Origin of the sequence: Paenibacillus sp. FSL K6-0108 (genome assembly GCF_045040695.1) — a bacterium.
In the GTDB taxonomy this organism is placed as follows: domain Bacteria; phylum Bacillota; class Bacilli; order Paenibacillales; family Paenibacillaceae; genus Paenibacillus; species Paenibacillus pabuli_B.
Map to the genome: position 1 here is coordinate 7,322,053 of NZ_CP150288.1, position 25,212 is coordinate 7,347,264.

The 25,212-nt window shown below is 50.4% G+C and carries 17 protein-coding genes; 4 read left to right on the top strand and 13 right to left on the bottom strand.

What is annotated here, in order from left to right; genetic code table 11:
• Positions 1–31 precede the first annotated feature (31 nt).
• Complete coding sequence (locus tag MHB49_RS33130; protein WP_405154441.1) at positions 32–718, top strand: 4'-phosphopantetheinyl transferase family protein; 687 nt, start codon at positions 32–34, stop codon at positions 716–718.
• Positions 719–819: 101 nt separating this feature from the next.
• Here the strand turns inward: MHB49_RS33130 and MHB49_RS33135 are convergent, their stop codons facing one another.
• The 12 genes from MHB49_RS33135 to MHB49_RS33190 form a co-directional block, all read right to left on the bottom strand.
• Positions 820–2,286, bottom strand: coding sequence for an MDR family MFS transporter (locus tag MHB49_RS33135; protein WP_405154442.1), 1,467 nt, complete (start codon positions 2,284–2,286; stop codon positions 820–822).
• On the bottom strand, positions 2,283–2,519 hold the full coding sequence (locus MHB49_RS33140; RefSeq protein WP_072733826.1) for an MbtH family protein: 237 nt from the start codon (positions 2,517–2,519) through the stop codon (positions 2,283–2,285). Before MHB49_RS33140 ends, MHB49_RS33135 begins: the two co-directional genes overlap by 4 nt.
• A 12-nt stretch (positions 2,520–2,531) precedes the next feature.
• Positions 2,532–9,770, bottom strand: a complete 7,239-nt coding sequence (locus tag MHB49_RS33145; RefSeq protein ID WP_405154443.1) for an amino acid adenylation domain-containing protein — start codon at positions 9,768–9,770, stop codon at positions 2,532–2,534.
• Positions 9,767–10,852 (bottom strand): isochorismatase family protein, encoded by a 1,086-nt coding sequence (locus MHB49_RS33150; RefSeq protein ID WP_405154444.1) that lies wholly within the window; start codon positions 10,850–10,852, stop codon positions 9,767–9,769. The genes MHB49_RS33145 and MHB49_RS33150 overlap by 4 nt, the downstream gene beginning before the upstream one ends.
• A 78-nt stretch (positions 10,853–10,930) precedes the next feature.
• Positions 10,931–12,544, bottom strand: a complete 1,614-nt coding sequence (locus MHB49_RS33155) for a (2,3-dihydroxybenzoyl)adenylate synthase (RefSeq protein ID WP_405157298.1) — start codon at positions 12,542–12,544, stop codon at positions 10,931–10,933.
• A gap of 3 nt (positions 12,545–12,547) precedes the next feature.
• Positions 12,548–13,882, bottom strand: a complete 1,335-nt coding sequence (gene dhbC / locus MHB49_RS33160) for an isochorismate synthase DhbC (RefSeq protein ID WP_405154445.1) — start codon at positions 13,880–13,882, stop codon at positions 12,548–12,550.
• Positions 13,883–13,905: 23 nt separating this feature from the next.
• Positions 13,906–14,691, bottom strand: coding sequence for a 2,3-dihydro-2,3-dihydroxybenzoate dehydrogenase (locus MHB49_RS33165; protein ID WP_405154446.1), 786 nt, complete (start codon positions 14,689–14,691; stop codon positions 13,906–13,908).
• A gap of 171 nt (positions 14,692–14,862) precedes the next feature.
• Positions 14,863–15,723: an alpha/beta hydrolase gene (locus tag MHB49_RS33170; RefSeq protein WP_405154447.1), complete on the bottom strand. Its 861-nt coding sequence runs from the start codon at positions 15,721–15,723 to the stop codon at positions 14,863–14,865.
• A 302-nt stretch (positions 15,724–16,025) separates the two neighbouring features.
• Positions 16,026–17,072, bottom strand: coding sequence for an ABC transporter substrate-binding protein (locus tag MHB49_RS33175; RefSeq protein ID WP_405154448.1), 1,047 nt, complete (start codon positions 17,070–17,072; stop codon positions 16,026–16,028).
• A 49-nt stretch (positions 17,073–17,121) separates the two neighbouring features.
• Entirely contained in the window at positions 17,122–18,339 is a 1,218-nt protein-coding gene (locus MHB49_RS33180; protein WP_405154449.1) for an AraC family transcriptional regulator, read from the bottom strand.
• Between the two features lie 281 nt (positions 18,340–18,620).
• Positions 18,621–19,370 (bottom strand): Bax inhibitor-1/YccA family protein, encoded by a 750-nt coding sequence (locus MHB49_RS33185; protein ID WP_405154450.1) that lies wholly within the window; start codon positions 19,368–19,370, stop codon positions 18,621–18,623.
• A gap of 284 nt (positions 19,371–19,654) precedes the next feature.
• Entirely contained in the window at positions 19,655–20,011 is a 357-nt protein-coding gene (locus tag MHB49_RS33190) for a nucleotide excision repair endonuclease (protein WP_247899942.1), read from the bottom strand.
• A gap of 680 nt (positions 20,012–20,691) precedes the next feature.
• On the opposite strand from MHB49_RS33190, the gene MHB49_RS33195 reads away from it, so the two are divergent.
• Genes MHB49_RS33195 through MHB49_RS33205 form a run of 3 tightly spaced genes read left to right on the top strand, consistent with a single transcriptional unit; the run spans position 20,692 to position 23,532 of the window.
• Complete coding sequence (locus tag MHB49_RS33195; protein ID WP_405154451.1) at positions 20,692–22,143, top strand: PLP-dependent aminotransferase family protein; 1,452 nt, start codon at positions 20,692–20,694, stop codon at positions 22,141–22,143.
• A gap of 13 nt (positions 22,144–22,156) precedes the next feature.
• Positions 22,157–23,077, top strand: a complete 921-nt coding sequence (locus MHB49_RS33200; protein ID WP_405154452.1) for a D-alanine--D-alanine ligase — start codon at positions 22,157–22,159, stop codon at positions 23,075–23,077.
• On the top strand, positions 23,074–23,532 hold the full coding sequence (locus MHB49_RS33205; protein WP_405154453.1) for a GNAT family N-acetyltransferase: 459 nt from the start codon (positions 23,074–23,076) through the stop codon (positions 23,530–23,532). The genes MHB49_RS33200 and MHB49_RS33205 overlap by 4 nt, the downstream gene beginning before the upstream one ends.
• A 120-nt stretch (positions 23,533–23,652) precedes the next feature.
• On the opposite strand, the gene MHB49_RS33210 is transcribed toward MHB49_RS33205, so the two are convergent.
• The gene (locus tag MHB49_RS33210; RefSeq protein ID WP_405154454.1) at positions 23,653–25,122 is read right to left on the bottom strand and encodes a GNAT family N-acetyltransferase; all 1,470 of its coding nucleotides are present in this window, start codon (positions 25,120–25,122) and stop codon (positions 23,653–23,655) included.
• Positions 25,123–25,212: the final 90 nt, after the last annotated feature.

Below are 25,212 nucleotides of genomic sequence, written 5' to 3' on the forward strand. Positions count from 1 at the left end.
CAATCCATGCCGAATACATCGTCAGGTGATAATGATGATAACAATTCAAGTTCTTCAAGTGCCGGCAGAATTGCCGGGATCATACTGGAACCTTTTTCTGTCGCACGTATCTGAGGAAAGGCGAGCACAAGCTTCACGTTTTGTACATCAGGCGGATGCCTATCGCTCTGTTCTGGGTGAAGTGTTGACCCGTGTGACGCTGAGCAAGTTGACTGGCCTAAGGCCAGAAGAACTTTCCTTTACTCGTAACAAATACGGCAAACCTGCACTCAGCCAGCATGCAGATGTTCAATTTAATGTCTCGCACTCCGGCGATTGGATTGCTTTAATCTCTGGCTGTGACGCTGATCTGGGTGTAGATGTGGAAAAAATAGCGCCCATCGATATGAAGATTGCGGAGCGCTTCTTCTCTCTTACGGAGAGCCAATTTCTCGCTGCGGAGCCCGACGAGATGCAGCTGGAGACCTTTTATCGTCTATGGACGCTGAAGGAAAGCTACATCAAGGCCGTCGGCATGGGCCTGTCCATGCCGCTAGATTCATTTTCCATGATCCGCAATGCTGATGGGCACTGGCACTCGTCAGAAGCAGCCGCGTATCCATTCCTCAGCCTGCGACTGGATCATGGGCATATGTTAGCCGCTTGTTCTGCAGGAGAAGCTTTACCTACTCAGCCGGACGTCATCACAATTGAAGAGTTGTATCAGGCATTATTATGAAGGAGGGGTTACAAACGAATTACGAGCGAACCCTCTCTTCAAATATCAATTCATGTTAAAAACCCTGGCAAGCCCGCCAGGGTTTTTGAACATGCTTGGAATTATTGTGATTCCTGCGTCAAGGATGGAGATTTCTCTTTACTTCGAAAAAGTCCCTGACCGCTGGATTTGCGTATCGTTGCAGCCGCGTCAGCGTCGCTGATTTTCAGGGCGAAGCATAGACCAATCAACAAGAACGCAGCGGCTCCCAACAAAGCCAGACGGTACGCCAGCATATTCGGCTCCACCGTTCCAGCCGCAGTCACCGTCGTTGTGCCCACGCCAGCCAGAACGGCAGACAATAATGCCATTCCGATCGCAGAACCCAGCCGATTCTGCACCGTGAACCAGGTGGAGGCCCGTCCCATGGAAGGAGGCGGGATTTGGGCAAATGAGGCAATCTGCACCGCGCCTACCGTCTGCCCCAGAAAGATCCCCACGCCGAACAATAAGGAACGAATGAACCACGGATTCGTTTCCACTGTAATCTGACTAAGCGTAATGAAGATCACAGCCGTGCAGATCAAACCTATGGATATCAGCTTACGCGGGCCCAGCCACGGAAATGTCCAGGGCACAAGCTGGGAAGCAATCATAAGTCCCAGAGCTTCCGGGAATGTGGTCAGCCCTGTCTCCAGCGCAGAGGCGTTTAGTACGTTTTGATACATTAACGGAAATACATACAACATGCCCAGCAGGCCGGCTGCTCCGCATACGGATACCAGACCCGAATAGCGGAATAAACGGTCTTTCAGCAAACGCAGATCAAGCAAAGGCTGCTTCGCGCGCAATTCAACCACCACGAGCAGCGTGAGCAGGATGATTCCTGTAATACCGGCTCCAATAATAAGAGGGGAAGTCCATCCTCGCAGTGGACCCTGACTAAGCGCGTACATCGTCAGAGCGAGTCCTGGGGCAGATAATAACCAGCCTGATACATCCAGTCGACCGGCTCCCTGTTCTTTGTGTTCCTTTAGATACAGCATTCCGAAGATTACCGCTGGAATGCCGACGGGCAGATTCACATAGAAGATCCATCGCCAGGAGAGCTGGTCCACAATCAATCCGCTCACAATCGGCCCCAAAGCCGGGGCCAGCGCGATGGGCAGGATGAGCATTCGGGATACCTTGGCCCGTTCCTGGGGAGGAAAGGTTCGAAACAGCATCGCCATCCCTACTGGAGTAAGCAGACCACCCCCTGCACCCTGCAAAATGCGAAAGAACGTCAGCGTACTTAATTGATCGGCCGTCGCACACAGTGCAGAAGATACCGTAAATAGTGCCAGTGCCGACAGGAAAACCCGTTTCGTGCCCCATCGATCACCAAGCCACCCAGCGACAGGCAGGAATACAGCCAAACACACCAAATACCCCACATTCAAGGTACCCGAAGCAGCCGGGGGAATCCCCAGCTCCTCACTAATGGTTCGTAATGCTACGTTCAAGACCGTTCCATCCATGGCCACCATAAACATCGCCAATACGTAGACCATGCTCACGATGACCTTGGGATTCAGACCGAATTTCATCTGCTAGCCTCATGAACGGCTCCAGGCATGCCGATTTCATCACAGAGACTCAGCGGTTTCAGATCTGTCCATTGCTCGGCGATGTAATCGAGACATACCCGGCGCTTGGCCTTGCCAAGCATCACGGTCCAACCTGCGGGCACTTCAAGGGATGCTGGCCAGAGGGAGTATTGCCCCTCCTCATTGATTAACACCAGATAATTGCTGTCTTCATATTCAAATGGGTTGCTCATCGCCTTATCCTCCTATTTATGTTGAATTTCGCGCTTGTTCAGTTCCTCCAACTTAGCGGCGAGTGTTCGGCAGATTTCCTCCAGAGGCCCAGGCTGGCAAAGGTCCTTGTGGCGGCAAGCGATATCATGACGTTCCAATTGGCCTCCAATGTACGCATTCCACATTTCCGGTTCAATCGGGTCGAACCAGTCTGGAATAATGGTGGAACGGAAGAAGATCAGATCCCCCTCGAATCGGGATGGCTTGTAGGCTCCCAAGATCCGTACGGAATTTTCATAGGTCTTCCGCAGTTTCATGATCGTCGCTTCATCCAAACTTGCCAGCGCACTGCCCTCACTGCGCAATATGCGCATAGCTGTTGCCATATCCAACGGGCCATCCCCAATGCTGTCCGGATCATAACCACCCAGTGCAAGCAATGCGGTTAAGGCTTCTTCCTCATCCGGTTCTCCGCGAATCGGCAGATAGTGGCTCGGATACGCATCAAGCATAGCGAGAAACTCCACTTTTTCGCCTTCGGACTGCAGCTGCACCCCCATGGCCTGCGCAACGTTGCCTCCGAGAGACCAGCCCAGCAGACGGTAAGGTCCCTCAGGCTGTACCGAGCGGATATGGCGGATGTAGTCTGCTGTCATATCTTCCAGTGTAGACGGAAGTTCCTCGTACTCAGCAATTCCTCTAGCCTGTAACCCATAGAGTGGATACTCCATGCCCAGATGTTTCATCAGCCCGGCGTAACACCAGCTAAGTCCTCCTGCGGGATGGACACAGAATATAGGCAGATGCTCCCCATGCGTTCTGAGCGGCAGTAACACTTGAAGCGAGCTTTTCCCCGAATCCGAATCCATCTCGAGCCGCTCGGCCAGTCCCGCTACAGTGGCTGTTTCGAACAAAATGCCGATGCCCGGCTCCCGGCCCATAGCCTCACGGATGCGACTCATCAAGCGAACAGCCAGCAGCGAATGGCCACCCAGCTCAAAGAAACTGTCGTCGATACTCACACTCCGCATGCCCAATACTTCGGCAAACAAATCACAGAGGATCTCCTCCTGCGGGTTGCGAGGCGCTCTGCCACCTGTCGTTAATTGCATTTCCGGTGCCGGTAGTGCCTTGCGATCGAGCTTGCCATTCGGTGTAAGTGGCAAGCTCCCCATCGTTACAACCGCAGATGGAACCATATAATCCGGAAGACTGGCGGACGCATGACGACGCATGACTGGCGCTTCCGGTACCGTCCCTGTATCCGAAGACGGAACGATATAAGCTACCAGACGTTTATCCCCCGGCTGGTCTTCACGGACAATTACAGCAGCCTGGGCCACGCTTGCGTGCCTTGCCAGCACCGCTTCAATCTCGCCAAGCTCAATACGGAATCCCCGTATTTTCACCTGCTGATCCGCCCGGCCCAAATAATCGAGCGAGCCATCATGCAGACGCTTCGCCAAATCCCCTGTCCGGTACATGCGAGTACCTGCGGGACCGTATGGATCAGCAACGAATCGCTCGGCTGTAAGATCAGGTCGATTCCAATAACCACGGGCCAGCCCTGCTCCGGCTACATACATCTCTCCGGTTACGCCTGTCGGTACAGGCGCCAGTTGATCATCCAGCACGTATACCCGAAGATCCGGTATGGCGCATCCAATCCAGCTGCTTGCACCTTCCGTAGAACTGCCTGCATGCAGTTCCTTGTAGCTGACGTGAACCGTCGTCTCGGTGATGCCATACATATTGATGAGTTTTGGCGCATCATCCGCATGGCGTTCATACCAGTCATCCAAGCGTCCAAGCTCCAGTGCCTCGCCTCCAAAAATGACATAACGGAGTGCAAGCTGCTGTCCCCAGACCGGATTTTCCCGGTCAGCCTGCATAAGTTGATAGAATGCGGATGGCGTCTGGTTCAATACGGTCACCTTTTGCTCTGCAAGCAACTGCAGGAACGCTCCTGGTGAACGGCTGATCTCATGAGGAACAACGACTAATCTCCCTCCATGCAGCAGCGGTCCCCAGATTTCCCAGACGGAGAAGTCAAATGCATAGGAGTGGAACAAGGTCCACACATCACTCGCGTCAAAATGGAACCAGTGCTGCGTAGCATCCAACAAACGGATGACATTGGCATGCGGAATAACGACCCCCTTGGGCTTGCCTGTCGAACCCGAGGTGTAGATCATGTAAGCCGGGCTCAGAGGTGTTACACGTCCATTGCGTTCGCTATCCGCAGGGTTTCGATCATCCAGCATCCCTAATTGATCCAGGATATGCGAATCGTCCATATTAATACACTGAATTTCCGCCGCCTGCGGAAGCAAGGTGTATACCTCTGTACTCGTTACCATGACTTTCGGTGCTGCATCTGTCAGCATATGTGTCAAGCGGTCTGACGGATAATTGGGGTCGAGCGGAAGATAAGCGGCTCCTGCTTTGAGCACAGCGAGAATGCCCACAACCATTTCAACGGAACGAGGCAAGGCCAGCGCTACCATTTGTTCCGGTCCTACGCCTTGAGTGATCAGTAATCGGGCAAGCTGATTGGCTCTTGCATTCAGTTCCTTATAATTTAAGGTGATACCCTCACAGGTCATGGCAGTCGCTTCCGGATGAGCTGCTGCTTGTATTTCAAAGCGCTCAGCTATGGTCAGTTGAGCATCTTCACTCCGCATAAAGGACCATTCTTTTTCAAGTTGCGCCTGCTCTGTTGGAGTCACGACATGAAATCTGCTGATCCGTTCATCCGTCTGCTGCACGGCATCCTCAAGCACCTGCATCAATCGGACCACAAGTTCGCCTGCAGTAGATTCCCGGAAGAGATCCGCACTATACTCCAGTACACCTTCAATTCCGCCTGGAGACCCGTTAGGCTCACGCTGCTCTGTCAGCTCGAGTGTCAAATCAAATTTGGATGAACCCACCCCATGTATACGGGTTTCCGCCATAACACCCGGCAGATCAAGACGGATATCCGGTGTGTTTTGCAGCACAAGCATTACTTGGAAGAGTGGATGTTTGGAACGGGATCGAGGCGGATTCAACACTTCAACCAATCGTTCAAAGGGCAGATCCTGATGTTCATATGCAGCCAGATCAACCTCCCGCACACGGGCCAGCAGCTCACGGAACGTTGGGTCGCCTGAAGCGTCGGTACGCAGGACAAGGGTGTTAATGAACATGCCTACCACTTCATCCAGCGCATCATCGCTCCGTCCGGCAATCGGTGTTCCAATAGCAATATCCGTTCCTGCCCCCATTCGGGTAAGCAGCAAGGACAGTGCCGAGTGCAGCACCATGAACAGGCTGACTTTATTCTCTCGTGCGATGACCATCAGTTGCTCATGCAAACGTTGACTGATCGTAAAAGGTACCGATCCACCGCGATAATTGGACATGACTGGACGGGCGTAATCCGTAGGGAACGTAACCTGCTCTGGTAAATGGGCCAGCTGGTTGGTCCAGAATTCCATCTGTCTTGCAATCAGACTGTCCTGCTGGTTCTCATCCCCTAGCAATTTCTCCTGCCACACCGCATAGTCGGCATATTGAATGCGCAGCGGCGCCCAGGCAGGGGAAGAACCCCGCAAGCGTGACACATATGCCTCCGACAGATCGCGGATCAGCGGCGACAATGACCATCCATCCCCGGCAATATGATGGAGCAGCAACAGCAGAACATGCTCATCCGCGCCGATTCTGAACAACTCGGCACGGATACCCGGTTCAGTGGAGAGCTGGAAGCTGTAGCGTGACGCTTTTGTCAGAAGCTCGGGAAGCTCCCGTTCCGCAGCAGCAGTTATATTCAAAGTCACTTTGACGTCAGATGCATTCAGAATATGCTGGCTCGCAGAACCCATTTCAGGCGGATACAACGTTCGTAATGTCTCATGACGGTCTACAAGATCCTGCAGGGCGTTCTCCAGAGCATTCGTATCCAGCTTCCCGGCCAACCGGGAAACCAGCGGAATGTTATACGTCGGATTGGCGCCTTCCAGACAATACATGAACCACAATCTCCGCTGGGCAAAGGAGAGCGGAAGCTCCCCCTGACGTGAAACAGGCTGAATAACAGGTCTCACCGATTTCGCCTGATCCAATCGTTTGGCTAGACCTGCTGCGGTTGGAGCTTCAAATACACTGCCAATGGTCAGATCTGCACCGAATACATCACGGATACGTGCTGTAATTCGTCCAGCCAGCAGGGAGTGCCCACCCAGTTCAAAGAAATCATCGTCAATGCCCACACGACCAACACCAAGAATCTCAGCGAACAGACTGCACAGAATTTCTTCTTGTGGCGTGCGCGCTTCCCGTCCATTGGCATTTGACAGCAAAGCAGGCACAGGAAGCCGTTTGCGATCGATCTTCTTATTCGGTGTCAGCGGCATCTCAGGCAGTAGTGTGAATGCAGAAGGCACCATGTAATCCGGCAATGCATCCGCCACGTAAGCTCTTAGTTCTGCCAGATCCATACGATTCTCGGGTTCAGACTCAGCCACTACATACGCTGCCAGTCGTTGGTTCCCCGGTTGGTCCTCACGAGCTATGACCGTGACCTGAGCTACGCCAGGATACCTGGAGATTATCGATTCAATCTCGCCCAGTTCTATCCGGAAGCCTCTAATTTTGATCTGATGATCTGCACGACCCAAATAATCGATAGAACCATCCGGCAGCCATTTCGCCAAATCTCCTGTACGGTACATCCGACTGCCTGGCTGACCGAAGGGATTGGCTACAAAGCGTTCTGCGGTCAGATCAGGCCTGCCCAAATACCCGCGCGCAAGCCCTTCCCCAGCGATATACAGTTCCCCTGCTACACCCGAAGGTACTGGCTTCAAGCCTTGATCCAGCACATATAGCTGTGTGTTGCGAACCGGACCACCAATCGACGGTTTCCCCATCACCCCTGTGTCGAACGAGGCAGCCGTGGAATAAATGGTTGTCTCGGTCGGTCCGTACTGGTTATTGACGTGACACCCCAGTTCCTGCAAAGAAAGCTTCAGTTCCTCCGTCAGCGCCTCTCCTCCAGTAATCACGGTTAGTCCATCGAATCGCCCTGGCCGGCTTGTCACCAAAGACTGCCATAACGTAGGCGTAGCCTGCATGATGGTGGTCCCCAACTCCCTCATCTTCCCAGCCAGAGCTACCGGATCAAGAATCGTCTCTTTGTGTGCTATATCCAGCCGGGCACCCGTCGTAAGCGGCAGAAATACTTCCAGTACAGATATGTCAAAAGCAATCGTGGTCACCGACAGCCAGTGGTCCTGCGGACCAACCTGTAGTCTCGTCTTCATATCCTCAAGCAGATTCGCCAGCCCCAGATGGGTTACGGCTACGCCCTTGGGCTTACCGGTAGAACCTGAAGTGTAGATAATATACGAAGGATTGAGCAGAGAAGCTGTACTTGTCAGATCATCACCTTCGGGATTACTTCCAGGCCGGCGACTCACTGCCGTAGCAGTATTCGGTTCATCCATGACCAACATCGGTACACTGGATGTTGTCGGCAGACTGGAAACATGGTCCATCCCCGTCACCACACAAGCAGGCTTGGCATCCTCCAACATGTAGATCAGACGCTCTTCGGGATAGTCAGGATCAAGCGGCAGATAAGCGGCCCCCGTTTTATGAACAGCCACAATGGCAATGACCACTTCGAGCGAACGAGGCAGAGCAATGGCCACCCGCTGTTCCGGTCCTGCCTGATATCGTTGTATCAATTCATGAGCCAACTGATTCGCCCGTTCATTCAGCTCCGCATACGTCAGGGAGGCCCCTTCGAATGTCAGCGCCGTTGCAGAAGGGGTGCGGCGGACTTGCTGTTCAAACCGTGCTGCTGAATTGGTCTCGACTGTCAGCCCTCCCGTTTCATTCCATGTGACCAATACTTGCTCACGTTCGGCAGGGAGCAGCAATTCCAGTCGTCCCACCGTTTCCGTCTCCATGCCTTCCTGCATCACCAGGTTCAGCAGCTGCATATATCGAAGCTGATGGTTCAGCAGTTCAGAATCATTGTAGATAGACGGATTCGCATCAAAATCAATACTCAGCCCATGACCATGCCCCTGATCCACCACATGAATGGACAGATCGTCTACCGGGCCCGTGGACAGGTTGTGAATCATGCCGCGCTGCCCCGCAAAGTTTAATTCATGGTGGAATGGCATGACATTAATCATGGGGCCGAACAGGCGACGATTCTCTCCAAGCAGCTTCAGATCACGCCGTAGATCCTGGTGCCGATAGCGTTGATGCTTGCGTACCGCCCGAATCTCCTGCACCACTTGTTTCAGCAACTCTGACACGGTCATGGCCGACTCCACGTGGAGACGCAGCGGAAGCACGTTCATGACCATACCCGGAACCCGCAGGGATGTTGATCCCAATCGGCACATCACGGGCAGAGCCAGCACAATATCGGTCGCCCCTGTCATGCGGTGTACGTAAATGGCCGTTGCCGCTACAAACAAATCCGGCCAAGTCACTCCGAACTTTGTCGCTGTCGCCTGCATTTGCTCGCGCTGCAGCTGTGTAAGCAGACCACTCTGTCTCAGGAAGTAGGTAGAGGTTCGTGGAGCCCGTTCCCCCAGACTGACAACATCCGGTTCATCGGCATATCGATCCATCCAGAACTGACGATCCTGCTCTTTGTCCACCGAGCCAAGATAGGCCTCGTCTTCCTGAAGAACGGCCGTCAACGAGCCAAACGACGCCCCCTGCTGCACTTGATCTACAGCTTCTCCTTTTACACTTGCGGAGTATAGGCTCGCCACCCTGCGGGTAATCAGCGAAACGCCGTATCCATCAATCGCAATATGATGGATGCGCTGGTACCAGTAATAACAATCATGGCTCACCTGGAACAATGCCTCCGTGAAAAGTGGACCTGTCGCCAGATTGACGGGATTGGCAAGATCCTTTTTCATCCAAGCTAGTGCTGCTGTGTGGGGCTCCGGTTCCTCCCTCAAGTCGATGACATGAAATGTCCAATGATCTGCGTTGCTGTTCAAAGACTGCCATGGGCCTTGTTCATTTTCACCATAAACCATATTCAGCGACTCTGCTTCCGAAACGGTCTGCCGCACACTTTCCTCGAATCGTCTTGCGTCTACGCTACCCTGGATGACCACATACTCGGCGGTGTTGTACATCGGATTGTCCAGATTCAACTGCTGAGCGAACCAGATGCCGGACTGTGCAGAGGACAGAGGCCAAGCCGTGTTCCGACTGTGCGACGTATGCACGGACCCGCTCAAAAGTAGTCTCCGTTCGGAAGCACTTTATCTTTGGCCTTATCCAGCAATGCTGCCCATGCAGCCAATGTAGGCAGCTCCGCCAGATCCACGAACGTTACCCCCGCTCCTTCCACACGAAAGCGCTCAGCCAGACTCATAATACGAATGGAATCCAGTCCCCACATCTGAATCAGATCATCATGCTCTCCAATGTCGGCAGGCTGCTCCTGGAGCATCTCTCCGACCTGATTCCTTAATGCCTCCAACGTCACTTGTTCAACGCCATGACTTCCGTCCTGGATTCTCTCTGCTGCGGATGCCGTTTGCTGCTCAGCCTCTGAAACAGCCACGTGAGCGCGGGTAGCATAGGATCGATCCCCTTTCTCACCTTTCTTACCTTGTTCATCTTTCCTCTCTTGCCGACCTGCCTCGGACTTCAATTCTCCTTTATTTCCGTCAGCGGCAGAATTATGTAGCAATTCAAGCAAACGCCCAGTTGTCAGTGTTACCGCACACCGTTCTGCTGCGTAGGTCAAGGCCATTCGATGTTTTTCCGCCGAAAAATCAGCTACTGCATCCGCAACAAGGAACGCCTGAATGTCACGCATAAAGGCTTCGCAGGAGGTCATCAGGCATCCGATATGAGCATAAATGCCGCAGACGATCAGTTGATCGCGACTATCCCGCTGCATTAGTTCAAACAGCTCTGTCTTCTGGAAGGCGCTGTAGCGCCATTTGGTCATGAACGTATCTTGCGGAGCGGGTGCGAGTGCTTCAATAATTTCTTTTTGCACAGGTCCTCCATCAATTCCTGCACCCCAAAAGTCCAGCTGTAACCCGCGCTGCTCCGGAGTCTGTCCGCCCGGTTGTGCAGAGTAGACCACCGGAATACCAAGCTCATGACACTTCGAACGAAGTTGTGAAATATGATCGATTAGCTCCACCACGGGCGACTGGCCTGCGGTAAAGGCGTTCATAAAATATTGCTGCATATCATGAATCAGGAGTACAGAGCGCTTCGCATCCGGTGTCCACTTTACCTTGTTGACGGGAAGCTCCGATTCTACAGGCATTGCATAGGGTTGAATCTTTGGAAGTGCCATGAATATCCCTCTTTTCAGCTTTATTGATCACCATCATGTTTATCACTGCGCTGTCATGCTATCTATTCGAATTCAGAATCAGGATATGGGCTGTTTAGCCGTAATCATCTCACGCAACGCTTTTTTGCTTACTTTGCCAACTTGAGTTTTGGGAAAAGACTGCACATACTCAATCCGATCCGGTATTTTATAACTCGCCAGACCCCGGTTCCGCAGAAAGGACTTCACTTCGGCAGCTGACGGAGCTTCACCGCTCGGTACGATAAATGCACAGGAACGCTCGCCCAAATATTCATCGGGCATAGATACCAATGCCGCATCATGTACGGCAGGATGGGCCAGCAGATGATTTTCCACTTCCTCGGCTGCCACTTTATCGCCGCCACGATTAATCTGATCCTTCGCCCGTCCTTGCACAACGAGATATCCATCAGCGGTAAGACTCGCAATATCTCCCGTTCGGTAGAAACCGTCGGTAGTAAACGATCTGGCATTATGCTCTTCTGCCTTGTAATAACCACGAATCGTGTAAGGCCCTCGTGTCAATAAATGTCCCGATTGACCCTGTTCCACATCCATGTCCTCGTCATCCACAATCCGCACTTCGTCATACGGAGACATCGGCTTGCCCTGAGTGTTAACGATGACATGCAGCGGATCATCTAGACGAGTGTAGTTCACCAGCCCCTCCGCCATGCCGAACACTTGCTGTAAGGTACAGCCCAGGATGGGTTGGACACGTGCAGCCACCTCCGCGCTGAATTTGGCTCCACCAACCTGAAGCACCTCAAGTGAGGGAAGTTTAATCCCCCGGGTAGCCGCCGCATTCAACCATATGAGCGCAAGGGGTGGTACAAGAGCCGTTATGGTCACCTTATGACGCTTAATGAGTGGAAAAGCTTCATCCGGGCTGGACCCGCGTGACAGTACAATGGTTCCACCCGCATACAGCGTCCCCAGAAAGCCGGGTGAGCTCATGGGATAGTTATGTGCTATAGGCAGAACGGCCAGGTAGACACTCTCTGGGGTAAGACCGCAGACCTCCACACTTCTCCGCAAACTGTAGATGTAGTCATCATGGGTGCGGGGAATCATTTTGGACAGCCCGGTACTTCCACCAGACAACTGTAGAAAAGCAACATCAGAAGAAACGGGCTCAGCCGGCAGTGTGACTGGTGCTGTATAAACATCCTCCAAAGCCGTAAACCGCCCCGCTTCTCCCGCCACGAATACATGCCGAAGTCCCCGAACCTCTGCCTGAACCTCTTCTGCCAGCGTGCGGTAATCATACCCTCCATCCTGATCTGGAATCACGTATGCTACGGCCTCAGAGAAACGGGCAAAATACGTAATCTCACTCTTCCGATGTAAGGGAAGTGCATATACAGGCAGTGCACCAATGCGGAATAAGGCAAAGCACACCTCGATAAACGCCGTAATATTGGGAAGCTGGATAATAATTCGATCATGCTGTCGTATTCCTTTGGCATATAAGCCAGCGGCCAGACGTTCCACCCGGTCGTTCAGCTCCGCATAGGTTAATTGTTGTTCACCGCTGATAACGGCTTCCCGATTGCCATATAGTTCTGCGCGCTGGCGGAGCATTTCTCCAAACGTAATTCCTTCCCAGCAGCCTTCCTGACGATAACGTTCGGCAACTTCCTCAGGCCAGGCCTGAAATCCTGACAGCATCATTCATTCCTCCTTCATACTGGACACAGATGAATCCAAACCCATGGCGAGCAGCATGGTTCCGAATTTCGCTGAGGTCTCTGCCAGCTCCGCTTCTGCTGTAGAACCTGCTACAATCCCCGCTCCAGCGAACAATTTAAGTGTCTTGCCCTCCACTTCCGCACACCGGATCGTTACAGCCCACTCGCCGTCTCCGTCACTGTCACACCACCCCACCATGCCGGTGAATAATCCCCGTTCAAACGGTTCCTGTTCACGGATGGCTTCCCGAGCGGCCTGTACAGGCGTTCCACAGATTGCGGGTGTAGGATGAAGAGCAAAGGCAAGTTCCAGGGATGATGTGTTTACATCAGCAAGCTCCCCGTGAATTTCTGTAGATAAGTGCCACATGGTTCGTGTCTGGATCAAGGAAGGTTCTGCCGGGACGGATAGCTGCTTGCACAGCGGACGCAGTGCTTCCGCGACAGCTTCAATGACTACGGCATGTTCATGGCGATCTTTGGCGGAAGCCAGCAGCGCTTCTGCACGGCAACGGTCCACAGCCGGATCTTCACTCCGGGCAGCAGAACCAGCGAGTGGATTGGCTTTCACTTTGGACCCTTTCCTGGTAACCAGTAATTCGGGACTCGCCCCGATATACGTCCGATGGGTTTCTTTATCCGCCTCCACATTAGCGCGTTTATTCGTTGTTATGTCACTTTTTGACTGAGAAGTATTCGTCATTGGTACGGCAAACGTATATCCGTGTGTGTTATCCCTGAACAAATTACGGAGTAACTGATGCGTGTCCACCACTGTCTGTGAAGTCACATGCAGTGTACGGGATAACACAACTTTGTGGAGATCGCCTTGATTCAGATCCAGCAAAACGTTGTTTACACTTTGCTGAAATATGGCTCCGGCAGGTTCCTCACGTACCTCACAACCCATTGCGGCTGGACGTTTTTCCACCAATGCTCTGGAGTCCGGGGATAAGGGTTCAGCCCATTGTACCGTTTCCGGTACAAATAGCTCCGCAGAAGAATGTATCGGATCAAACGGTATAGCGCCGACCACAATCGGTTTCGTTTGGCCCAAGCGTCTCGCCTTCTCCATCAGCTGTTCCATCCGGTTCATGAAAAACTTCGTTGCTTCACCACGCTTTTGTTCGGTAACACTAACCATGCCCATGGAATCGGGTGTATTTCCTTCCGATACCTCCATGGCAGACCATCGAATCTGTTCCCCTTGAGCTAACAGGGCATGTTGCGGTGAAGACCAGAAAAAGGACGCCCCTTCCCGGTACTGTTCCAGAAGGTGTAAGGCGGAAGCTGCAGCAACCGTACCCGCTTTTGACATGATTATCATCTCCTTATCTTGATTCAGGCCCCTAGCGTGGCGCCTCCGTCCACACACAAGTTATGCATTGTAATATGTCTTGCTTGATCCGATACCAAAAAAAGCACACTATCCGCTATATCCGATGGCAACGCCAGCCTGTTCAGTGGTATGCCCAGTCGGTATGCTTGGAGGGAACCCGCGATAACGGCCTGTGCTCCCTGCTCATCCGCCCACAATGCACGCTGCATATCGGTATCCGTCGAACCTGGAGATACAATGTTGCAGCGGATATGGCTTGAGGCATATTCAAGCGCCAGGCATTTGGTGAACATGGTGGAAGCCGCTTTGGAAGCTACGTAGGCAGACATATGCATCCGGGGCACGCCAGAAGAATTTGAACCGACAGTAACAATCGCCCCTGATTGACGTTCGGCCATGTATTGCACCACAGCACGTGACATGTAAAACACACCATGTGTATTCACGTCGAACGTTCTTGTCCATTCTTCATCTCGGAGCTCACTCAAAGCCCCTGTGTGTAGTACTCCCGCTGCGTTCACCAGAATGCCAATCGGACCTAATGTCTCCTCAATATGCTGGATTGCATCTTCAACGGATTGACGGTTAGATATATCCATAGGACAGGCTGCTGCCTGATGACCCTGACTATGCAGATCGGTGACCAGTTGATTCAACTGATCCTCTCGTATGTCGACAGCGGCAACAATAGCGCCCTGATCGGCAAGCAATCTCGCCACAGCTTCACCAATGCCTTGTGCAGCACCGGTGACCACGGCGACTTTTCCATGAATTCCTGTATAACTCACTTCGGTTCCTCCCTTGCATTACTGCTCCTTTTCCGTTGAAACGATATGTTAGCCTGCCAAACCCGATTGGATCATCCGTAAATCCTGCCCGCATCATTTCAGTACGCCTGTCTATCGCCATTTTGCCCTACACATACCTCTGGTGGAGAAATGCCGCCAACCGCTTTCCCCCTAGTACTCCGGGCTGCAGGCAAAACGCATCGTACGACTGATTAGAAACGGCAATACCGAGACATGATTTTCCTCTTCGAACTCGGTATATTGAATGTCCAGACCCGGCTGCTTCAGCGCGGATAACCGTTCTGTAAGACTTGACGCCTTATCGTTGTTGCGCGCAGGATGCGTCTTCTCCTCTTCTCCCATGCCAATCAACACGTTGACGTTCACGGGATGCTGCTCCAGCCGTGCGACAAACTCCTGTTCCTCCGCCTGCATGACGTTCTGATTCCAGTGAAGCGAAGGGCTGCCCGCAATGTAATAGCGAAAGGCTGCCGGTTTCTTGAACAACGTATGCAGCACGAACAATCCACCAAGGGAATGACCAAAAATAGCTTGTCTGCTCCGGTCAATCCGGAATTGCTGTTCCATATCCAGCTTCAGCTCTTCTTCAATAAACTGCAAGAACTCATCAGCACCACCCTGTTTCGGTAAAGGGGTTCCATCCGAATTCTGTGTATATTCCGTTGTAGCCTGCGGTGTAAAGTCATAGTATCGGTGCGGCGAAAAAGGGCTCGCCGTTGGATACCCGATGCCAACAACAATGGCCGGTAGTGCTCCGGTCTTCTCCGGTCTGCGGCCCTGTACACGAACGGCTTCCACCATCGTGCCAAACACCGAGTTGGCATCCAGCAAATAGATCACCGGATATCCCGAGGGCGGTGGTGCTTCTGCCGGTTGGAATACCATGATCTGATAGGCATGATTGCCGTTGCGTGATTTCATGGTCCATTGTTCGGCACGTGGAATCTGTACGGTACTGCGTGCGATATGTTCAAGGGTGCCAGATGCGGGTTGATTGGGCTGAAACGTCATTACGGATGGTTCCTCCTCGTTGTTCTGCGTATATAAGTTGAATACTGAACTACAGATGATTTTTATGAGATTGATTCTCATTACCAATTATAAGAGAGTAAATCCGGCTGTCCCATGGACGATATCCAGAAATGATTTTGATTATCTCCATATTTCCACATTTTTGTAACCAATCTGGTTACTCGTAAAAATTAAAAAAACTCCCTCACGAAATACCTGAAACGCTGGAATTTGTCCGGTTTCTGGTACCCCGTGGGGAGCTACGTTCTCATATTGTGATCAATACATCAATGGATTGTCTCTTATTGCGTCAACGCCTTCAGCGTGTCGTCAATGACATGACCATAAGCAATCAATCCGCCGCCCAGCCACGGAGCTGGCTCCACTGCGTATACATGTCCAGCTTTAACGGCTGGCATGCTGTTCCATACTTTGGTATCCGTCATTTCTTTCATGCTGCCCGGACCCTGTTCCACCGTGAAAATAAAGTCCGCATCAATCTCAGGCAACACCTCGGTTGATACCGTTGCGCTGTTCTCTGTTTGCACCAGTGCAGGCTTGCCAAGTCCCAATTGCTGATATACCACGTAACCACTAAAGTAGTTACCACCCATCATGCTGATCCCGCGAGGTGCAAAACGAATGATCGCTGCTTTCTTGCCTTCGGTAACTTTGGCGAGCTTGGCCTTAGCATCATCTACCTTCGCATGATACGTTTCAATGGCTTTTTCAGCCTCAGCCGTTTTGCCCAGCAGATCACCAATTACCTGCAAAGACTTCTCGACATCACCCGAAGCATTCGTAAATACGTAGGTTGGTGCAATTTTGGAGTAACTTTCATATACTCCGTTCTCGGCATATTGGGCCGTGTGTAGAATAATGAAATCCGGATTGTACGCCATCAACGCTTCTGGGGAAGGCAGCCCACTGGAGAAATCGAGTGTAGGTATCCCGCTCAGTTGGTCCTGAAGGTAAACATGGCCTTGCTTACCACTCGCCCACTGAGCTACCGGTTTGACACCCAGCGTCAGCAGAGAATCTTCCAGATACGGCGCAAAAACACGCTCTGTATGCTCAGGAACGATAACATCATGTCCCAGATCGTCTTTGACAGTTCGTTCTCCTTTGGTGTCTTCCGTGTTCTCTTCGGTTACAGCAGTCCCTGATGAGGCCGTGGTCGAAGCCTCCGTTGTTGGCTGCTCTTTCTGTGCTTCTCCCGCATTTTCCGATTTGGATCCACAGGCAGACAGCAGACCCGTAATCAATACCAGTACAAGCAAGGCCGAGAATCCGGCGCTACGAAATGGACGAACGGAACCGTGTCCGTTACCTTTTTTCTGTTGAAACATGACATATCCCCCTTGATAAACATTCTCATTTAGATAGATGGATTATATGTCATGTAGCCCGGGAATCACCATGGACGTTATCCAGATATACATTTGGACAATATCCCGTGAAAATCAGCAGCGCTTCATCCAGCATGCGCATCACACCTACGGCAGAGTAGTCAAACCAGGGATCACCTGTAATCAGATGAATCTGGTATTGCCTTACTGCCTTAAGCTGACGCCATACTGGCGAGTGTTGCAAACTGAGCCAGTATGCACGCGATGCGGCCTCAGGACACACCATAACGAGAATCCGGTCTGGATTTAGCGCAGCCAGTTGTTCCAATGTTAACCGTGTATTGGCCTGAACATCGGGGAACGTCTCCAGTTGTAAACCATTGTTGTACAACACCTCTTCAATACCCGGATTTAAATACAAATAAAGGTGCTGCCCATACACTCGGACAACGATGACCTTCTCTCGGCCCACTTTCTGTTTTACGGAATCCCGTGCCTTCTCGACTCGCTGATTGTATACACCAATCCACTGCTCTGCCTGTTCTTCCCGTTCTAGAAAAGCAGCAATCATGCGTAACTGCGCACGCCAATCCAAGTGATACTTCGGTACAAAACAACAAGGTGCAATCTCAGCCAGTTTGGCCTGATCCTGGTCACTGATTTGATCCGTACCGACAATAGCGTCCGGCCGGATATGAACCAAACGCTCCACGTTGGCTTCAAATCTCAAGCTGGTATACGGGTCTGTCAGTCTCAAGTGTGACTGAATCTCTGTCCGATGCGCGTTATAATAATAAGCGGTCCATTTGGGGTCAATCGGCGCAGCGACAGGCATGACATTAAGCGCCAGCAGCTGTCCAATGATGCTGGAGGAGCAGGTGGCGATGCGTTTTCTCGCATTTTTGGCATAGTCCGAAGGAGATACGCCCACTTCCTTTTTAAATTTGCGGCTAAAATAATACTCATCGCTATAGCCTACTCTCAGCGCGATTTCACGAAGCTTGTACCCTGTTTCTTTCAAATATCTCTTGGCGCGATTGATGCGAAGATCAGTCAGATATTCCATTGCACTCTGTCCATATGTTTTCTTGAACAGATCCACGAAATATTTTGCGCTAATATTGGCTTTGTGGGCGAGATCCGCAATAGACAATGGTTCGTCATAGTGCTCGTCCATATATACTTTTACCTTGGCAAGATCCGTCTTGGGACTGCGGCCGGCAACGGGCAAGTGCGCAGGGGTCTGCGAATCATTTTCCAGTAACATGAGGCCACTCCTTTCGATCTGCTTGATCGGTTTGATATCAAAAGTACAGTGCAATATATACTTGATGAACTTGATGTTATGTCAGATTATCGAAAATGATAATCATTATCAATTAAAATATCACATTGTTTTCCATCCGGTCAATCCATATATGGAAGAATGTACTCCGTTCGATGTTAAGACTGTCCAGTAAACAGCAAAAAAGCTAACTCCGTGTTTTGGACACGAGTTAGCTTTGGATCACGAATGACATTATGAGATTTGAAAAGAGTTAAAGTAAATTAATCACGGCTCCGCAGTTTGCCAAGAAGACGAATAATTTCAATGTACAGCCATACCAGCGTAACCATTAATCCAAATGCACCGTACCACTCCATATATTTCGGAGCACCGTTGTCGGCGCCTCTTTCAATAAAATCAAAATCAAGTACCAGATTCAACGCGGCCACAATGACGATGACGACAGAAATACCGATTCCGATCAGGCTGTTATCATGCAGATAAGGAATCGTAATCCCAAAGAAACCAAGCACAAAACTGAGAAGGTACATAATCATGATGCCACCAGTTGCGGCTACAACCCCCAGCTTGAAGTTCTCCGTAGCTTTGATCAGTCTGGTCTTGTATGCCATCAACAGCGCAATAAAGACGGCCATGGTCAGCAAAGCAGCTTGCAATGTGATGCCGTTGTACAACGATTCATACGTAGCCGAGAGCGCACCAAGGAACAGCCCTTCTGCTACGGCATAGATTGGTACAAGATAAGGCGCCGCCACAGGTTTAAATGAAATAATCAGTGCCAGAATAAAACCGATGATTAACCCGCCGTATGCAAGAGGAAGCACTTCCTGCCCATTGAAAAACATCATCCATGCTGCAAATGCACTACCCAGCAGGATTACAAGCGTAATAAACGCTTTGTTTACCGTGCCGTTAATGGTCATGCTAGTTTGATACCGATCATCTCCATACCCGCTGGAGTTTTCAAATGTACTATCTTTGAGTGTTGGGTTACCGCTACGTCCGATCAAAACAATCACCTCTTCTTATGTATTTGGGTATCCTGTACTACTACCATCTCTAGGTTCTACATTTCCATTTCTACGAACTACATATTAAATTGCATATTGGAAAAATAAAAATTCTAATGCTTCTAAGCAGACTTGGGATGCAATCCGCAGATCACATCCTTGTCTGTTGACGCAAGACATAGGCTATATGTCCCAAGCGTTGCGAATTCTGCTCTACACTCTATTCAGCATTTTTCATCACTTGCTTCCCCTTCTTAACGCTCTTGGGGCATAATTCGAAAAACTTATTTGTACAGCACTTTATCTACATTGTATTTCGCACGCATCGTGTTGATGATATAGGTCTCGTAAATTTCGCGATCCACCGGATCTTCAATAACGCACACTTCGATGGTGGTTACTTCCTCGCGGTGTTCCTTCATTGGTGATACAGTATCTTCAAAATGCTTCTTGATGCGCGGTCTTAATTTCCGTGCTTTCCCGACAAATAACAACTCACCAGCGGCATTGTAAAACATGAAGATACCGCCTTTTTCCCGCGTAATCAGGTGGAAATCGGTGAATCCATAAATGTGGCTAAGCTGTGGATCAGCCTGCTTCGTGATGGTGACATCTGGTGTTGGCACAGTAATATGAATCAATAGGTTCACTTCCTCATTATCTATAGGTTTACATCCTATCATATATTATAAAGGGAAACCATTTCATTAATAAGAAGCAAGATTCAATCTTTTTTCAACTATTACGACAAATATTTCAAAAAAAAGGTTAACTTCCCTGATTCAAAGTGGTACTATAGGGGTATGAGGAAGAATTTGGGCACTAAGACATATGTCTTTATATCTACTTCCGTCTATTGTACCCTATGATTGATCATCTTTTTCATACTGAATTCTGTTACGCGCGCACGAACAAGAGTACAGTTAGCAAGAGCAAGAACCTAGCCTTACAGCTTTACGATTCATCATCTATTCGACCCTTGCAGCAAGCAAACGTAGAAAGATCCTAGATTTAATTGAAGTTACTGTAGAAATGGGTTCACCTAGAAAGCCTGCAATTATAGCCGTACGAGAGTAAATAGACACACGTAGAAGGACAGATAGCTATCGATCCTAGAAAGACTAGTCATGCAACGCCAACCTAGAAAGTTATAGCAGCAGCACTATACAAGATGGATCACGTTTCACCCCAGCCCGGCATGATGCTAGGGCTTTTTTACATTTGCGCAAACAGTCAACCACACCCGCAGGGAAACAGAGGTATCGTGGTTCTTTCTGCTGGGGTTATAATATGGCAAGATAGCAAATAAGGGAGTGATGGGATGTATTCCGATCTGCAATTGACGGAGGACCGCCCTGTATATATACAAGTCAAAGATTATATGAAGCGATTGATGCTCAAAGGCGGCCTGCAAGCCAAACAAAAGCTCCCTTCCACCCGCGAACTCAGCACACTCATGAAAGTAAGCCGCAGCACGATTCTGCTGGCCTATGCTGAACTTGAGGAGGAAGGCCTGATCTACGCGGTCAAAGGCAAAGGCAATTACGTAAGTTCCACCATCGATGCACCTGAGGAAACCTCCGGGTGGCAGCTGGACTGGAACGAACGTGTCAGCGAGTACGCAATACAGGCAGAGCAGCATGATCTGATGAAGCACGGGTCCGGCTCGGAGCGCGGTGAAATTTCATTTACCAGCATTGCGCCTGATGAGAAGCTGTTCGACATGCACAACGTAAAAAGAGCCTTTCTCGACCGGATGTCGCTTGAAGGTGAAGTGCTGCTGAATTACGGATATGCGCAAGGCTACAGGCCTCTTATGAAATATTTGCTGCGTTATATGGAAAATAAGGGTGTCGATCTGAGCGGCAAGGATATTCTGATCACCAACGGATTTACGGAAGGCTTTGATCTGGTACTGGGCGCACTTCGCAAACAAAGCGGCAGGGCCCTGTGTGAAAATCCGACACATCATACCGCTGTTAAAAATCTGAGGCTTCATCAGTTCCATCTTACCGGTGTCGATATGGAATCAGATGGTCTGAATCTGCAGCAGCTGGAACGGGAACTTGCAGCAAACCCGTATGATCTGGCCTATCTCGTGCCCTCCTACCATAATCCAACCGGGATCGTCACAACACCTGCCAAACGGGCAGAGATCATTCGGTTGATGAACCAATACCAGGTGCCGATCATTGAAGACGGCTTTAACGAGGAATTGCGTTATTCCGGTTCCCACGTCTCCCCTCTGATTGCCAGTGTGGGCAAAGGAAACGGACTCGTATACCTGGGCAGCTTCTCCAAGGTATTATTTCCGGGACTGCGCGTAGGCTGGATCATTGCGGATGCTGCTCTGATTGATTATCTGGAAAGCATGAAACGGGCGCGCACCATTCATACCTCGACGCTGGATCAATCGCTGCTCTATCAGTACCTGAGCAACGGCAATTTCGAGAAATATCTGAAGCGGGCCCGCACGGAATATAAACGAAAATATGAGCTGGTCGTCCGTTCTTTGCGGCAGTATCTGCCGATGTGCCGGGTGTCGGGTGAAGGCGGTCTTCACCTGTTCGTGCAATTCCCGCCGGAATACCACACGAGAGAGTTGCTCGCGGCTTGCAAGGCAAAAGGCGTTACCTTCATGCCAGGGGATACCTTTTATCTTGAACCGGGCCAGGGACAAAACACAATGCGTTTGGGCTTCTCACGAGTCAGCGATGAGAACATTCGCAAAGGCATTCGCATCATTGGCGAGACGGTTGCTCAAATGAGATGAGGAGGATTAAACAATGAAAGTTGGCGTGATAATGGGTGGTACTTCTTCGGAGCGGGACGTTTCCCTGCTCACCGGACAGGAGATGATCAACCATCTGGATCGACAGAAGTATGAGGTCATACCGGTAGAGATCAGCAGCAAACGGGATCTCGTCGACAAAGCCGCAGGATTGGATGTGGCGCTGCTCGCTCTGCACGGTAAATACGGTGAGGATGGCACAATTCAGGGTACGTTAGAGTCGCTTGGCGTTCCTTATACAGGCTGTGGTATCCTCGCAAGCAGCGTATGCATGGACAAAGATATGTCCAAACGGCTTATCCAGCATGCAGGTGTACCTACTGGCGAGTGGCTTCAGGTAAGCAGTCTGGATGAATTATCATCAGTCGCTGTGCAGCAGTTAACGTATCCCGTAGTGGTAAAGCCCAATTCAGGCGGTTCCAGCATCGGTACGCAAGTGGTGCAGGAACCCTCGGCTCTTCATGCGGCTGTAGAAGCAGCACTCGTCTGGGACGAAGTCGTCATGATCGAGCAATATATTGAGGGCGAGGAGATTACCTGCGCCATTCTGGATGGTCAGATGCTCCCTGTTATCTCGATTCGTTCAAATGCTGATTTTTTCGATTACACCTCCAAATATAATGACGGCGGCGCTGAGGAGCAGGTCGTCCATTTGCCTGCGGATCTGCATAAACGTGTAGAAGCTGCCGCATTAACCTGTTACCGTGTGCTAAAATGCAGTGTCTATGCCCGTGTGGACATGATGATTCGGGACGGCATGCCCTATGTACTTGAGGTGAATACGCTGCCGGGACTTACCCGGAACAGCCTTTTGCCCAAAAGCGCAGCCGCTGCTGGTATTTCCTTTGCCGGTTTGCTGGATTCCATCATTGATCTCTCGTTAAAAGAACGTCAAAAGGAGGCGACTCGATCATGAGTCTAAATATAACGATTCGTAACAGTTCCACCGAAGATCTGCAGGATATGGTCATTCTTATGGATCAGCTCGGTTACCCAACCACGTATGCCGAGATGAAAGAGCGTTATTCACACATTGCTGCCGATCCAAACTTTGCAACGTTGGTTGCCGAAGTCCGTGGCCGTGTTGTTGGATTGATTGGACTCCAAACATCTTACCTCTATGAAAAAAACGGAAGACACTGCCGCATCATGGCTCTTATCGTGCATGAAAAGTTCAGAAGCTCAGGCATCGGCCGTCAGCTTATTATGGAAGCAGAGCAATGGGCAGCCACACATGGCGTAGATTCCTTATCGCTGAACAGCGGCAATCGCCCAGATCGTGAAGCAGCGCATGAATTCTACCAGCAGATGGGATTTACAGCGGGCAGCACCGGATTTAGCAAAAAGCCGAAGGCTTTGCAGCATAGCTGACTCTGATGACATCTTGGCGAATGCCGAGTTGAATTCACCATTCTTTATAAAGTAACAACAAAAGGCCCATTTCCAGCACAAAGCCGGAAACGGGCTTTTCATATTACTCTACAAGTATAATCAGATTTTGGCCTTCATGGACTCATACGCAGCAAGTAACTCCTCTATAGCCACTCCATTGATTTTCATTCCTGTCACCTGACACTGTTCCAATTGTACGTCGGATAGATCACAGTCATTGAAATGACTGCCCTTGAGATCACAATGTTCCCAACGCATGGGTACTCTGTCTTGGCCCAGATGTGTATCCTGAAAATGAACACCATTCAAAGCACAGAATTCAACCTTGCTATCTGTTAAACGTAAATCGGCCAGTAATATGCCGGTCATATTCAGATTGGTGAATTTACCCCCACTCAGGTTGCAATCGGTCATCCGGATATTCTGAAGATTGCTGGTGCTGAAGCGAACTGAATCCAGATCACTTTGATAAAATTCATTAACCGACTCACCCTTAACATTGGATAATTCCTCGGATGGGAGCTGGATTACAGGCTCTATTGTTATGATTTTCTCATATCCATATTCATCTTCAGACGCATAGAAACAGACATAACCCATTTTCTCATAAAAATGATGATTATCCCTCTGTCTTCCTGAGGTCTCCAGCTTCCATACCCCAATTTCGGGAAATTCTGCCTCAACAAGCCTGATGACCTGAGATCCTATCCCACGACCATGACAAACGGGATCAATAAATATTTTATCCAATCTCGCATGCCTGCTTCCCAATACATTGACACTGACTCCACCAATGGCACATCCATCCCATTCTATAACGTAATAGTCCCATTCACGGATCACGTAACTGTGCATGCGAACAGACGAATAACCGGGTGGACAGATGTTGCTGTCCAGAACCGTGCCTCTTTTAGCCCAGATCCGAATCGAATGATCAAAGGCTCTGGTGCATATCTCCGTAAGCACTTCAGCATCCTCTTGGCGTGCACGACGAAGCTGAACTTGAGATTGCAGCCCCGGTGAAGATGCTGGTGCCGGTTGTACTTTATGTCGCTCAAAGTAATCGTAATCTGTCTGGTCCGAAAGTTTTCTGCGAGAGACATAACGAAATCCAGCATGTTCAAGCACCTTGCGTGAAGGCAGGTTAAACGGCTTCACAATACCTACGATTCGGTCCAACAGAGTATTTTCGAACAAGTATGTCGTTAAGGCATTCACTGCTTCTGTGACATACCCTTTATTCCGATAATCCCGTGAAATGGCGTAAGCCACTTCACGATCATCACTATCCAGCATGTCATTGGGAAACACACCACACCAGCCAATGATTTGCTGATTTTTGTTGTGTACAACAGCCAGCATGACTCGTACATCATTCGGGTCGAACTGCTCGTAACTGCCAACCACAAATTGCAGAAAACCATGCAGCTGTTCCTCTGTCATCCTCCATTCAGGAAGAATATCCGTGATTTCAGGTTGTCGGGTCAATGCATACAGCGCGTTCTGGTCTTCCAGCGTTAGTGGACGTAATGTAATCGAACTGGATTGGATGATCAATTGACTTTTCATATATAACACCTCTGGGGGATTTATTTGCGATGACACGACAAAGAGGAGCACCTCCAATAGAGGCACTCCCCGATTCGTTTCATCATTTCA

Excerpts from the sequence above, each read along its gene's own strand:
- MHB49_RS33200 (WP_405154452.1), top strand. The coding sequence starts at position 22,157 with ATGAAAGTTGGCGTGATAATGGGTGGTACTTCTTCGGAGCGGGACGTT.
- MHB49_RS33175 (WP_405154448.1), bottom strand. The coding sequence starts at position 17,072 with ATGTTTCAACAGAAAAAAGGTAACGGACACGGTTCCGTTCGTCCATTT.
- MHB49_RS33180 (WP_405154449.1), bottom strand. The coding sequence starts at position 18,339 with ATGTTACTGGAAAATGATTCGCAGACCCCTGCGCACTTGCCCGTTGCC.
- MHB49_RS33170 (WP_405154447.1), bottom strand. The coding sequence starts at position 15,723 with ATGACGTTTCAGCCCAATCAACCCGCATCTGGCACCCTTGAACATATC.
- MHB49_RS33135 (WP_405154442.1), bottom strand. The coding sequence starts at position 2,286 with ATGAAATTCGGTCTGAATCCCAAGGTCATCGTGAGCATGGTCTACGTA.
- MHB49_RS33130 (WP_405154441.1), top strand. The coding sequence starts at position 32 with ATGATGATAACAATTCAAGTTCTTCAAGTGCCGGCAGAATTGCCGGGA.
- dhbC (WP_405154445.1), bottom strand. The coding sequence starts at position 13,882 with ATGTCAAAAGCGGGTACGGTTGCTGCAGCTTCCGCCTTACACCTTCTG.
- MHB49_RS33155 (WP_405157298.1), bottom strand. The coding sequence starts at position 12,544 with ATGCTGTCAGGATTTCAGGCCTGGCCTGAGGAAGTTGCCGAACGTTAT.
- MHB49_RS33150 (WP_405154444.1), bottom strand. The coding sequence starts at position 10,852 with ATGGCACTTCCAAAGATTCAACCCTATGCAATGCCTGTAGAATCGGAG.
- MHB49_RS33210 (WP_405154454.1), bottom strand. The coding sequence starts at position 25,122 with ATGAAAAGTCAATTGATCATCCAATCCAGTTCGATTACATTACGTCCA.
- MHB49_RS33195 (WP_405154451.1), top strand. The coding sequence starts at position 20,692 with ATGTATTCCGATCTGCAATTGACGGAGGACCGCCCTGTATATATACAA.
- MHB49_RS33140 (WP_072733826.1), bottom strand. The coding sequence starts at position 2,519 with ATGAGCAACCCATTTGAATATGAAGACAGCAATTATCTGGTGTTAATC.
- MHB49_RS33205 (WP_405154453.1), top strand. The coding sequence starts at position 23,074 with ATGAGTCTAAATATAACGATTCGTAACAGTTCCACCGAAGATCTGCAG.